Source organism: Lutimaribacter pacificus, assembly GCF_900142185.1.
In the GTDB taxonomy this organism is placed as follows: Bacteria; Pseudomonadota; Alphaproteobacteria; order Rhodobacterales; family Rhodobacteraceae; genus Lutimaribacter; species Lutimaribacter pacificus.
Map to the genome: position 1 here is coordinate 85,839 of NZ_FQZZ01000004.1, position 12,231 is coordinate 98,069.

General features: G+C 66.1%; 11 protein-coding genes. 5 read left to right on the top strand and 6 right to left on the bottom strand.

The window, feature by feature from the left end:
* The 6 genes from F3H87_RS11815 to F3H87_RS11840 are packed head-to-tail and all read right to left on the bottom strand — an operon-like array spanning position 1 to position 6,559.
* The gene (locus F3H87_RS11815) at positions 1-936 is read right to left on the bottom strand and encodes a 2-hydroxyacid dehydrogenase (protein WP_149788525.1); all 936 of its coding nucleotides are present in this window, start codon (positions 934-936) and stop codon (positions 1-3) included.
* Positions 937-939: 3 nt separating this feature from the next.
* Positions 940-2,079: a rod shape-determining protein RodA gene (gene rodA / locus F3H87_RS11820; RefSeq protein ID WP_149788524.1), complete on the bottom strand. Its 1,140-nt coding sequence runs from the start codon at positions 2,077-2,079 to the stop codon at positions 940-942.
* Entirely contained in the window at positions 2,076-4,019 is a 1,944-nt protein-coding gene (gene mrdA / locus F3H87_RS11825; protein ID WP_149788523.1) for a penicillin-binding protein 2, read from the bottom strand. The genes rodA and mrdA overlap by 4 nt, the downstream gene beginning before the upstream one ends.
* Positions 4,016-4,555 carry a rod shape-determining protein MreD gene (locus tag F3H87_RS11830; RefSeq protein WP_149788522.1) on the bottom strand — a complete coding sequence of 180 codons (540 nt, stop codon included), beginning with the start codon at positions 4,553-4,555 and terminating at the stop codon, positions 4,016-4,018. The genes mrdA and F3H87_RS11830 overlap by 4 nt, the downstream gene beginning before the upstream one ends.
* Positions 4,548-5,483, bottom strand: a complete 936-nt coding sequence (gene mreC / locus F3H87_RS11835; protein ID WP_149788521.1) for a rod shape-determining protein MreC — start codon at positions 5,481-5,483, stop codon at positions 4,548-4,550. The genes F3H87_RS11830 and mreC overlap by 8 nt, the downstream gene beginning before the upstream one ends.
* A 29-nt stretch (positions 5,484-5,512) precedes the next feature.
* Positions 5,513-6,559: a rod shape-determining protein gene (locus F3H87_RS11840; RefSeq protein WP_149788520.1), complete on the bottom strand. Its 1,047-nt coding sequence runs from the start codon at positions 6,557-6,559 to the stop codon at positions 5,513-5,515.
* Between the two features lie 390 nt (positions 6,560-6,949).
* Here F3H87_RS11840 and F3H87_RS11845 point away from each other — a divergent pair, with 390 nt between their 5' ends.
* The 5 genes from F3H87_RS11845 to F3H87_RS11865 are packed head-to-tail and all read left to right on the top strand — an operon-like array spanning position 6,950 to position 12,223.
* Positions 6,950-7,609, top strand: a complete 660-nt coding sequence (locus F3H87_RS11845) for an ABC transporter ATP-binding protein (RefSeq protein WP_149788519.1) — start codon at positions 6,950-6,952, stop codon at positions 7,607-7,609.
* Positions 7,587-9,269, top strand: a complete 1,683-nt coding sequence (locus tag F3H87_RS11850) for a capsule biosynthesis protein (RefSeq protein WP_149788518.1) — start codon at positions 7,587-7,589, stop codon at positions 9,267-9,269. Before F3H87_RS11845 ends, F3H87_RS11850 begins: the two co-directional genes overlap by 23 nt.
* Positions 9,269-10,102 (top strand): 3-deoxy-8-phosphooctulonate synthase, encoded by an 834-nt coding sequence (gene kdsA / locus F3H87_RS11855; protein WP_149788517.1) that lies wholly within the window; start codon positions 9,269-9,271, stop codon positions 10,100-10,102. The genes F3H87_RS11850 and kdsA overlap by 1 nt, the downstream gene beginning before the upstream one ends.
* Before the next feature lie 27 nt (positions 10,103-10,129).
* Positions 10,130-11,626 (top strand): phosphomannomutase/phosphoglucomutase, encoded by a 1,497-nt coding sequence (locus F3H87_RS11860; protein ID WP_149788516.1) that lies wholly within the window; start codon positions 10,130-10,132, stop codon positions 11,624-11,626.
* Between the two features lie 15 nt (positions 11,627-11,641).
* Entirely contained in the window at positions 11,642-12,223 is a 582-nt protein-coding gene (locus tag F3H87_RS11865) for an NYN domain-containing protein (protein ID WP_223228049.1), read from the top strand.
* Positions 12,224-12,231 lie beyond the last annotated feature (8 nt).

The following is a 12,231-nucleotide window of genomic DNA, read 5'->3' on the forward strand; positions in this document are numbered from 1 at the left end:
TCAATACCCCGCTTCGCGGTCCACCAGGTGCAGGAACGGTTCGCCCGCTTCGCCGCGGCGGATGTTCTCGACGATCACGGCGGATGCCGTCGCGGGCCGGGTGGTCGAGGCGATATGCGGCGTCACCGTCACCTTTTCATGCGCCCAATAGGGATGCATCACCGGCAACGGCTCCTGCCGGAAGGTATCCAGCGTGGCCTGCGCGACATGCCCCGATTCCAGCGCCGCCAGCAGCGCGGTATCCTCGATCAGCGCGCCGCGTCCGGGGTTCAGGATCATCGCGCCCTCCGGCAGCATCGCCAGCGTGTCGGCGTTCAGGATATTTTCGGTCTGTGGCGTATGCGGCAGGAGAAGGATCACGATCTGCGCGGTCGACAGCGCCTGTTTCAGCCCGTCCTCGCCATGCAGGCAGGTGATGCCCGCGACCTGCTTTTGCGTCCTGCTCCAGCCTGTCACGGGGAAACCCAGCCCCGCCAGCGCCTGCCCGCAGGCCTGCCCCAGCGTGCCAAGGCCAAGGATCGTCACCGGGCGGTCCTGCGCCACCGGCGGGGTATAGCGGCGCCATTTGCCGTCCTGCCCGTGGATATGCAGGTCCATCCCCAGGTGCAGGCGCAGCGTGTGGCCGGTGACCCATTCCATCATGCCCTGCGTCAGCCCCGCCTCGTCCACCATGCGGCAAAGCGGCTGGGTCAGCGTCTTGTTGTCCACCACGTCCTCGACCCCGGCCCAGAGGTTCAGCACCGCCTTGCAGCGGGTATAGGGTGTGAAATCCTGCAACCCGGAATTCGGCGCATAGACGATGTAATCCACCTCGTCGGGCGGAAACTCGGTGCGCAGGTCGGCATCGACCCCGGCCTTTTCCAGCGCGGCATTCAACGGGGTTTCGTATTCCTCCCACTTCTCGGCGCGGGCGGCGAACAGGACGTTCACTGTCATATCTTACCTCGGTCTGTGGACATGGGCGCTCTGGACCAGGCCGAAGGCGGCCATCAGCACAAGCATCGCCGATCCGCCATAGCTGACCAGCGGCAGGGGCACGCCCACCACCGGCGCCAGCCCCATCACCATCGACATGTTGACCGCGAAGAACAGGAAAAAGGTCAGCGCGATGCCGAAGATCAGGAGCGACGAAAACCGGTCCTTGTTGTTCAGCGCCGAGATCACGCAGAAGACGATGATCAGCGCGTAAAGCAGCAGCAGCGACGCCGCGCCCACAAAGCCGAATTCCTCGGCCAGCGTGGTGAATATGAAATCGGTGTGCTTTTCGGGCAGGAAGTTCAGCCGGCTTTGCGTGCCCTGCATGAATCCCTTGCCGGCCCACCCGCCCGAGCCCAGCGCGATCTTGGACTGGGTGATGTGATAGCCCGCGTTCAGCGGGTCCTGGCTGGGGTCCAGGAAGGTGTCGATGCGGCGGTACTGGTAATCCTTCAGCAATTGCCACGACGTGCCGCGGGATTCGAACACCGCCGCGACCAGCCCGATCCCGGCGGCGATGACGGCCGCGAAATAGGCCCAGTGCACCCCCGCAAGGAACATCATCGCGCCCCCCCCCACGACCAGCAGCAACGAGGTGCCGAGATCGGGCTGCATCAGCACCAGCGCCGTGGGCAGCAGGATGAAGAACACCGGCAAGGCCACCCATAGCGGGTGCGAGACCTTCTTCATCGGCAGCCAGTCGTAATAGGCCGCGAGCAGCATCACCAGCGTGATCTTGGTCACCTCGGAGGGTTGCAGCCGGATGATCCCGAGGTCGATCCAGCGTTGCGCGCCCATCCCGACCGAGCCGAAGAACTCGACCCCGAAAAGCAGCAGGATCGACGCGCCATAGGCCACGGCGGCCACGTTGCGCCAGAACCAGATCGGCACCATCGCCACGATCACCATCAGCACGAAGCCGGCGGCAAAGCGTTTCATCTGCGGTTCGGCCCAGGGGCTGAACGATCCGCCCGCCACCGAATAGAGCATCAGGAACCCGACGCTGGCCACCGCCACCAGCAGCAGCGCGACGGGCCAGTTCAGGTACAGCAGCTTGCGCGGCCCCGCGGGGACGTATTTGACCGTGTATTCGAGATAGCTCATGCGCGGCCCTGCGCCTCTTTCTCGCGCGCCTCGCGTTCGCGGCGCAGCCGGTCCTGCAACGCCTTGATGCGGCTGCGATCCTTCGCTGGATAGGCATCGAGCGGCGGGTTGCCGTCATACAGCGCCTGCAAGGTCACGTCGCGCGCGATGGGCGCCGCGACGGCCGATCCGCCGCCGCCATGTTCGACCACCACCGACACCGCGATCCGCGGCGCATCGAAGGGCGCGAAATTCACGAACAGCGCATGGTCGCGCCGGTCCCAGGGCAGGTCCTCGTTCCGGGTGATGCCGCGGCGGCGTTCGTCGGCGGTGATGTTGCGCACCTGGCTGGTGCCGGTCTTGCCCGCCATGCGGAATTCGTCGGTCAGGATGCGGCTGGCATAGGCGGTGCCGCGGCGGTTGTTGCTGACCGAGAACATCGCCCGGCGCACCTGCCGCAGGTTGCCCGGGTCAAGGCCCATATCCTCGCCATGTCCGGTGGGCTGTTCCATCCCGTCCACCGATTTGATCAGCCGGGGCGTCACGCTGCGCCCGGTGGCGATCCGCGCGCTCATCACCGCCAGTTGCAGCGGCGAAGTCAGAACATAGCCCTGCCCGATCGAGGCGTTGACCGTGTCGCCGATCACCCAGTCCTGGCCGAAGCGTTCCATCTTCCACGCCTTCGTCGGCGCGACCCCGGCCTTGACAGACGACATCGGCACGTCGAAGGCGACGCCCAGCCCCAGCCGCCGCGCCATTTCCGAGATCTTCTCGATCCCGACCTTCAGCGCCAGGTCGTAGTAATAGACATCGCAGCTTTCCCGCAGCGAGCTTTCCAGGTCCATGCTGCCATGGCCGGCGCGTTTCCAGCAATGGAACCGGCGCCCGGCGACCTCCAGGTGGCCGGGGCAATAGACGGTCTCGTCGGCGGTGACGATCCCCGCCTCCAGCGCGGCCAGCGCCGTCACCATCTTGAAGGTCGAGCCCGGCGGATACAGCCCCTGCACCGTCTTGGGCACCAGCGGGCGGTACTCGTTCTCGGTCAGGGACGCGTAATCGCCCACGGAAATGCCGCGCACGAACAGGTTGGGGTCATAGCTGGGCGACGACGCCACCGCCAGCAGGTCGCCGGTTTCGCAATCCATGACCACCGCGGCAGCGCTTTGATTGCCAAGGCGGGCCTGCACGAATTCCTGCAGGTCGCTGTCCACGCTCAGTTGCAGGTTGCCCCCGGCATGGCCCTCCCGGCGGTCAAGCTCGCGCATCACCCGGCCGGCGGCGTTCACCTCGACGCGCTTGATGCCCGCCTTGCCACGCAACAGCTCTTCGGCCTCGGCCTCGACCCCGACCTTGCCGATCTGGAACCGCGGGATGCGCAGCAGCGGATCGGGGTCTTCGATGCGCGACAGGTCGAAATCGCTGACCGGGCCGACCCGGCCGACCACATGGGCGAAATCCGGGCCGCTGGGATAGTGGCGGCTGAGCCCGACCTCGGGCGTGACGCCGGGCAGCGCGGGGCCGTTCACCGCGACCCGAGATATCTCTTCCCAGCTGACCCGGTCGGCGATGGTGACCGGCGTGTCGCCGCGCAGCTTTTCCAGGTCGGCGCGCGCGCGCTCGATCTCTTCCGGGGTGATATCGACCAGCGCCGACAGCCGCCGCAGCACCAGTTCCATGTCGCCGGCATCCTCGCGCACCATCGTGATGCGGTAGGACGGCACGTTTTCCGCGATCACCGCGCCGTTGCGGTCGAAGATCTGGCCGCGCGCGGGCGGGATCAGACGGATGTTAATGCGGTTTTCCTCGGCCAGCAGCCGGAACTCGTCGGCCTGTTCGACCTGCAGGAACCGCATACGCAGCCCGAGCAGGCCGATGAACCCGGCCTGCAGCCCGCCCATCACCAGCGCCCGCCGCGTCAGGCGGCGCTGTCCGTCCTGGCTGTCCTTCGGATTGCGCCTCATAACCGATGCCCCAGCGTGTCCACCTCGCCGGGGGCGGATTTCCGCAGCCCCAGCACGGCATAGGATAGCAGAACCACCAGCGGATAGACCAGAATCGTGCCCAGCGCCTGAATCGCGGTCAGCGACAGCGGTGCCTGCGGGATCAGGAAGATCGCCGCCACCAGCCGGTAGGTCAGGGATACCCCCACTATGACGATCGCCACGCTCAGCCATTCCATCAGGAAGGGCTGGTCGCGCAGGCCGCGCATCTGCCGCTTGAGCAGCTCCGCCCCGCCAAGAACCAGCACCGCCAGCAGCCCCGGCGGGCGCTGGAACAGCAGGTCGGCCAGCAGAATCGCCAGCGCGATCGCCGGTGCGGGCACGTATTCCGGCCGCCGCACTGCCCAGGCAAAGCTCAGGCAGATCAGGTAATCGGGCGGCGCGAAACGGCGCGGCGTGAATTCCAGCGGCATGAGCTGGAGCAGGATGATGGCCAGCGCCAGGCCCAGATAGGCCGCGCGCATCGACCACAGCCGCAGGGGGGACTGGTCAATCATCGCCCGCCTCCTGACCGGCCAGCGGCGCGGCATTCGCCTCTTCCGCCGGGGCGGGGCCGGCAACGCCCGACATCGGCACCACCAGCGCGCCGGGGTCGCGCAGGGTTTCGGTGCCGGGGTTACGCAGCACGCGCAGGAATTCCAGCCGCTCGTAATCCGCCGCCAGCCGCACCCGCAGCCGCCCGCCCGGGTCCTCGGCCACCTGCCCGATCAGCAGCCCGGCGGGAAACACCCCGCCATCGCCCGCCGTCACCACCCGGTCGCCGGGCCGCACCACGTCGCGGTTTTCAAGGAACGAAACCGGCGGCGCCACCGTGTTGTCGCCCTGCACCAGCGCCCGCTGCCCCGAGGGCTGGATGATCGCGGGGATTCGGCTGGCGCTGTCGGTCAGCAGGATCACCCGCGCGGTGTTTTCCCCCACGCCCGAGATCCGCCCCACCAGCCCGATCCCGTCCATCGTGGCCCAGCCGTCGACGATGCCGTCGCGCGCGCCCACGTTCAGCAGCACCGACTGGCGGAAGGGCGATCCGCTGTCGGCCAGCACCACCCCCGTCACATGGGTCAGCCGCGGGTCCAGCCGCACCTTGTTCAGGTCCATCAGCCGGGCGTTTTCCTGCTCAAGCTGCAGCGCGGCCTCTTTCCACGCCTTCATCTGCTGCAATTCGCGGCGCAGTTCCTGGTTCTGCCCGACCACGCGCTGATAGCTCTGGAAGTCGCGGAACAGGTTTACCGTCGCGGTCAGCGGGGTCAGCATCCATTCGAAATTCGGCACCACCGCATCGGTGATCTGGGCGCGCATCCGCTCGACCCGCGGGCTGTCGATCCGCCATGCCAGGAACAGGCCGGCCAGACACAGGATCAGCACCCCCGTCAGCAGCCGCCGCAGGGGACCGACATAATCCTCGTCTTTGGTCCGTTCCTTTGCCAAGTTACCCCCTTGGTCAAAAGGTGGGCGCGTCAGCTGTCGTAGTCAATCGCGTGGCGCAGCTGCTTTTCGTATTCCAGCGCCTTTCCGGTGCCCAGAGCCACGCAATTCAGCGACTCGTCCGCGATCGACACCGCCAGCCCGGTCTGTTCGCGCAGCGCCAGGTCCAGATCGCCCAGTAATGCACCGCCCCCCGTCAGCATGACGCCGCGATCCACGATATCGGCCGCCAGGTCGGGCGGTGTCGCCTCCAGCGCGGTCATCACCGCCTCGCAGATCTGCTGCACCGGCTCGGCCAGCGCCTCGGCCACCTGGGCCTGGCTGATCTCGGTTTCCTTGGGCACGCCGTTCAGCAGGTCGCGGCCGCGAATCTGCATCGACGCGCCGCGCCCGTCATCGGGCATCCGCGCGGTGCCGATGCTGGTCTTGATCCGCTCGGCGGTGGATTCGCCCACCAGCAGGTTCTGCTGGCGCCGCAGGTAGTTGATGATCGCCTCATCCATGCGGTCGCCGCCCACCCGGACCGAGCGGGCATAGACGATATCGCCCAGCGACAGGACCGCCACCTCGGTCGTGCCGCCGCCGATATCCACCACCATCGAGCCGGTGGGATCGGTGATCGGCATCCCCGCCCCGATCGCCGCCGCGATGGGCTCGGCGATCAGCCCGGCACGCCGCGCGCCCGCCGACAGCACCGACTGCCGGATCGCGCGCTTCTCCACCGGCGTCGCGCCATGGGGCACGCAGACGATGATCTTGGGCTTGGAAAAGGTCGAGCGTTTGTGGACCTTGCGGATGAAATGCTTGATCATTTCCTCGGCCGTGTCGAAATCGGCGATCACGCCGTCGCGCATCGGCCGGATCGCCTCGATCGAGCCCGGGGTGCGGCCCAGCATCAGCTTGGCGTCCTCGCCCACGGCCAGCACCTTTTTCACACCGTCCTTGACGTGATAGGCCACCACCGACGGTTCCGACAGGATCACCCCCCGGCCCTTGACGTAGACAAGTGTATTCGCGGTGCCGAGGTCGATGGCCATGTCGGAGGAAAACAGGCCGGGCATCTTGTCGAAAATGGACATGGTTGGTCGGTGTCCCTGGTAGGCTGAGTGCCGTATAATTCGAAAAGGCCCGCGACTCTGCAAGCCCGGGCCGGGGCCCTTGTAACGGGCAAGTCAGTTCAGGAAAAGGCCCCCTTGCAGCGAAATCAGCGCCATTCCGCCACAGGCACGGCCCGCGCGCACCGGCCCGGCCGGCCGGATGACCACACGGACCCTGCCTGCCATGGTCGGCCGTCCCCGGGCCGGGTTTTCCGAATTGTCAACTTTCCCCGTGAATCCGCCTTACTTTTGCCCATAAAGGCTGTAATTCAAAAGCCCGGTCCGGCATAGTGCCGGCATCCATGGTCAATTCTGCGTTAACGCGTTCCCGGGTAAGAGGGACCAGGCGCATTCCGAGCAGCCGGAGCCCGAATGATCGAGTTCGACAATGTGAGTAAGTCCTTCTGGACGGGCACCCAGCGCAAGGTGATCCTCGACCGCGTGTCGTTCCGGGTGGACCTCGGCAACTCGCTCGGCATCCTCGCCCCCAACGGCACCGGCAAGACCACCCTCATCAACATGATGGCGGGGCTGGAAAAACCCGATGAGGGCCATATCCGCCGCGAAGCCAAGATCAGCTTTCCGCTGGGCTTCATGGGCGGTGTCGTCAACAAGATCTCGGCGGTGGAAAACAGCCGCTACATCGCCCGGCTCTACGGGCTCGACCCCGATTACGTCGAGGCGTTCTGCCGCTGGATGTGCAACCTGGGCGAATATTTCGAACAGCCGCTCGGCACCTATTCCTCGGGGATGCGGGCGCGGTTTTCCTTCGCGCTGATGCTGGCGCTCGATTTCGACATCTACCTGATCGACGAGGGCATGCCCGGCTCGACCGATGTCGAATTCAACCGCAAGGCCGGGGAAATCCTGCAGGAACGCCTGCGCACGACAACGGTGGTGATCGTGTCGCACCAGCCGCAGACCCTGGAAAAATTCGCCCGTTCGGCTGCCGTTCTGATGGGCGGCAAGCTATACATGTTCGACTCCTTGGAAGAAGCGAAACAGCTCTATGACTACGAAACCCAAGGCTAGGAAGTTCCGTATCCGCCGCAGCGGCCCCGACGCCATGGCCCCGCGACCGCACAATACCGCTGCGGCCCCGGACAAACCCGCGCAGGACGCCCCGCGCGAGGTGCCCCGGCCCGGCCCCGCAGCCGCCCCGCAGCCCGAACCCGCGCGCAGCGGGCAGGTCGCCTCGGCCCGCGAAACCGCCGTCGACGCCCGGATCGACGCGATCCGCCGCGAGGGGCTGACCGGCCGGCAGCTGCGCATGGCGCGGCGCGTGGCGCAGAAACACGGGTTGGCCCCCACCAGCGATTTCGACGCCGTGCGCCTGCTGCGCGAGGCCGGGATCGACCCGTTCCAGCGTTCGACGATGCTGGAACTTGTCGTGCCCGAGGGCGAACACGGCACCGGCGAGGGCGGGGTGCAGCCGATGAACGGATTGCAGATGGCGACCGCGAAGGTGCCGGCCGACCGCGTGCAACTGCCCCAGACCATGCCCGCCGGCGAAACCCTCCCCTCGACCGAGATCGCCCCGGCCGAACGCCGCGCCAGCGAGATCCGCAACATCCAGCGCGACATCGCCCGCCGCCGCCGCCGCAAGCTGGCGCTGCTGCTGACGCGGCTGTCCTTCTTCGTGCTCCTGCCGACGGTGATCTGCGGGTGGTATTTCTACACCATCGCCACGCCGATGTACGCCACCAAGTCCGAATTCCTGGTGATGCAGGCGGATTCGCAGGGCGGCAGCGGCCTTGGCGGGCTGCTCAGCGGCACGCAATTCGCCACCAACCAGGACAGCATCGCCACGCAATCCTACCTGCAATCGCGCGACGCGATGCAGCGCCTGAACACCGACATGGCCTTCAAGGCGCATTTCAGCCAGCAGTTCATCGACCCCGTGCAACGCCTGTCCGACGGCGCCAGCGACGAGGCCGCCTACAAGCTGTTCAAGAAGAACGTCAAGATCGGCTACGACCCGACCGAGGGCGTCATCCGCATGGAGGTCGTGGCCGCCGATCCGGCGGTTTCGGCCGATTTCTCGCACCACCTGATCGACTATGCCGAGGAACGCGTCGACCAGCTCAGCCGCGAAAAGCGCGAGGACCAGATGAAGGACGCGCGCCAGAGCCTGGAAACCGCCAAGCTGGAACGCCGCGAGGCGCAGGCGGCGCTGGTCGCCCTGCAGGAAAGCACGATCCTCGACCCCGAGGGCGAGATCGCCAGCATCCGCTCGCTTATCGGCACGCTCGAGGCGCAGCTTGTCGAGAAAAAGCTGGAACTGAACGGCCAGTTGACCAACACCCGCCCGAACCGTGCCAGGGTCGACAGCCTGCGCACCGAGATCACCCTGATCCAGGACGAGCTGGCCCAGCAGAACAGCCGCCTGACCGACGCCACCGAGGGCGAGAATTCGCTGGCGCAGAAGGCATCGGAAATCCAGATGGCGCAGGCCGACCTGGCCACCGCCGACCTGTTCCTGCAATCCGCGCTGCAGAACATGAAACAGACCGAGCTTGAGGCGAACCGCCAGGTGCGCTACCTCACCACCAGCGTGGAACCCGTGGCCCCGGACGCGCCGACCTATCCGCGCAAGTTCGAAAACACGATCCTGGCCTTCCTTATCTTCTCGGGAATTTACCTCATGGTCTCACTCACCGCCTCCATCCTGCGCGAACAGGTCTCAAGCTGATGCGCGTCGTCGAAATCGGAAAGCTCCGCGTTGCCAACGACGCCCCGCTGACGGTGATCGCCGGCCCCTGCCAGCTGGAAAGCGACGATCACGCCCAGATGATCGCCGGCACCATGAAAGAGGCCTGCGAAGCCGTCGGCGCGCAATTCATCTTCAAGGGCAGTTTCGACAAGGCCAACCGCACCTCGCTGTCGGGCAAGCGCGGGCTGGGGATGGACCAGGGCCTGTCGGTGCTGGCGGGCGTGAAATCCGCGCTCGATGTGCCCGTGCTGACCGATATCCACGAGATCGCCCAATGCGCCCCCGTGGCCGAAGTGGCCGATGTGCTGCAGATCCCCGCGTTCCTGTGCCGCCAGACCGACCTGTTGCTGGCCGCGGGCGAAACCGGCGCCGCGATCAACATCAAGAAGGGGCAGTTCCTTGCCCCCTGGGACATGGCCAATGTCGCCGACAAGGTCGCCAGCACCGGCAATCACCGCATCCTGCTGACCGAACGCGGCGTCAGCTTCGGTTACAACACGCTGGTGGCGGACATGCGCTCGCTGCCGCAGATGGCGCAGACCGGCTATCCGGTGGTGATGGACGCCACCCATGCCGTGCAACAGCCCGGCGGGCTTGGCGGCGCCTCGGGGGGCAAGCGCGAATTCGCCCCCGTCATGGCCCGCGCGGCGGTGGCCGTGGGCGTCGCGGCGGTGTTCATCGAAACCCACCAGGACCCCGACAACGCCCCCAGCGACGGGCCGAACATGATCCGCCTGCAGGACATGCCCGCGCTGCTGTCTGTGCTGATGGACATCGACCGGATCGCCAAATCCAACCCGATCATCCTCTGACGCGACCGCGAACAAGGCCCTTATTTCATGACCAGACCCTTGCCGAAATCCAAGCCCAACACATGGGAATTCCTGCGCGACCCGATGATCGCGCCCACCGGTTTCCGCGAATACGACGCGCGCTGGAAATACCCCGACGAGATCAACCTGCCCGGCATGACGGCGCTTGGCCTCGGGCTGGGCACGCAGATGCGCAAGCGCGGCATCGCCCCGGTGATCGCGGTCGGCAACGATTACCGCGACTATTCGCTGTCGATCAAGAACGCGCTGATCGTCGGGCTGATACAGGCCGGTATCCAGGTCAGGGATATCGGCCCCGCACTGTCGCCGATGGCCTATTTCGCACAGTTTCACCTGGACGTGCCCGCGGTGGCGATGGTCACGGCCAGCCACAACCCCAACGGCTGGACCGGGGTCAAGATGGGCTTTGACCGCCCGCTGACCCACGGCCCCGACGAGATGGCCGAGCTGCGCGACATCGTGCTGAACGGCGAAGGCCAGCCCGCCCCCGGCGGCGGTTACGAATTCGTCCACGGCGTGCGCGAGGCGTATCTCGACGACCTCGTGGGCGATTTCCGCATGTCACGCAAGCTGCGCGTGGTCTGCGCCACCGGCAACGGCACCGCCTCGGCCTTTGCGCCCGAGCTTTTCGAACGTATCGGGGTCGAGGTGATCCCCAGCCATAACGAGCTGGATTACACCTTTCCCAACTACAACCCCAACCCCGAAGCGATGGAAATGCTGCACGACATGGCCGCGACCGTCAAAGCCACAGGCGCCGATTTCGCCCTGGGCTTCGACGGCGACGGCGACCGCTGCGGCGTGGTCGATGACGAGGGCGAGGAGATATTCGCCGACAAGGTCGGCGTCATCATGGCGCGCGACCTGTCCAGGCTCTACCCCGGTTCGACCTTCGTGGCCGATGTGAAATCCACCGGGCTGTTCGCCAGCGATCCCGAGTTGCAAAAAAACGGCGTAAAGGCCGATTACTGGAAAACCGGGCACAGCCACATGAAACGCCGGGTCAAGGAAATCGGCGCGCTGGCGGGGTTCGAGAAATCCGGCCACTACTTCCTGGCCGAGCCGGTTGGCCGCGGCTACGATTGCGGGATGCGCGTCGCGGTCGAGATCTGCAAGCTGATGGACCGCAACCCGGACATGTCGATGTCGGACCTGCGCAAGGCGCTGCCGAGAACATGGTCGACACCCACCATGTCGCCCTATGCCGCCGATACCGAGAAATACGATATCCTCGACCGGCTGGTGCAGAAACTCGTCGCCAAGGCCGAGGCCGGCGACACCATCGCCGGACGCCCGATCAAGGAGGTCGTGACCGTCAACGGCGCGCGCGTGATCCTCGACAACGGCTCCTGGGGGCTGGTGCGGGCGTCGAGCAACACGCCCAACCTTGTGGTGGTCTGCGAAAGCAGCCAGTCCGGGGACGAGATGCGCGCGATCTTCCACGACATCGACGCGGTGATCCGCACCGAGCCCGGCGTGGGCGAATACGACCAGACGATCTGAGGCAAGGGCCGGAACATGATCTTTCTCTGGCTCGCGGTCACACTTGCGGCTTTGGCAACGGCCCTGATCAACCCGGTGATAGACGGTCAGCCCATGCAGATGCCCGCCCTGGGGATCGCCGCCATTGCCGCGCTTGCCTGGCTGTACTGCCTGCGGCGTCGCTTGCGCGGTCCTCGGACGGCCGGCAAAACGATCCTCATTGACGGCTCGAACGTCATGCACTGGAACGGAGGGAACCCGAATATCACGATCGTCCGCGACGTGGTGCAGGCGCTCGCAGCAAACGGACACGAGGTGGGGGTAATCTTTGATGCCAACGTCGGATACAAGCTTTCCGGTCGATACATGAACGATGCCACGCTGGCACGACACCTCAACCTCCCAACCAGGCATGTTCTGGTTTCGCCCAAGGGACAGCCAGCCGACGTTTTCCTTTTACAGGTCGCGCGGGACAGGAACGCGCCCATCGTCAGCAATGACCGCTTCCGCGATTGGCAGGACGATTTCCCGGAAATCGCGGAATACGGTCGCCTGATACATGGCGGCTATCGCGATGGCGCCCCGTATCTAAGGCCGGGCAAGGGCAAACCCGCCTGACAGCGCCG

Excerpts from the sequence above, each read along its gene's own strand:
- F3H87_RS11845 (WP_149788519.1), top strand. The coding sequence starts at position 6,950 with ATGATCGAGTTCGACAATGTGAGTAAGTCCTTCTGGACGGGCACCCAG.
- F3H87_RS11815 (WP_149788525.1), bottom strand. The coding sequence starts at position 936 with ATGACAGTGAACGTCCTGTTCGCCGCCCGCGCCGAGAAGTGGGAGGAA.
- kdsA (WP_149788517.1), top strand. The coding sequence starts at position 9,269 with ATGCGCGTCGTCGAAATCGGAAAGCTCCGCGTTGCCAACGACGCCCCG.
- rodA (WP_149788524.1), bottom strand. The coding sequence starts at position 2,079 with ATGAGCTATCTCGAATACACGGTCAAATACGTCCCCGCGGGGCCGCGC.
- F3H87_RS11830 (WP_149788522.1), bottom strand. The coding sequence starts at position 4,555 with ATGATTGACCAGTCCCCCCTGCGGCTGTGGTCGATGCGCGCGGCCTAT.
- F3H87_RS11860 (WP_149788516.1), top strand. The coding sequence starts at position 10,130 with ATGACCAGACCCTTGCCGAAATCCAAGCCCAACACATGGGAATTCCTG.
- F3H87_RS11850 (WP_149788518.1), top strand. The coding sequence starts at position 7,587 with ATGACTACGAAACCCAAGGCTAGGAAGTTCCGTATCCGCCGCAGCGGC.
- F3H87_RS11840 (WP_149788520.1), bottom strand. The coding sequence starts at position 6,559 with ATGTCCATTTTCGACAAGATGCCCGGCCTGTTTTCCTCCGACATGGCC.
- F3H87_RS11865 (WP_223228049.1), top strand. The coding sequence starts at position 11,642 with ATGATCTTTCTCTGGCTCGCGGTCACACTTGCGGCTTTGGCAACGGCC.
- mrdA (WP_149788523.1), bottom strand. The coding sequence starts at position 4,019 with ATGAGGCGCAATCCGAAGGACAGCCAGGACGGACAGCGCCGCCTGACG.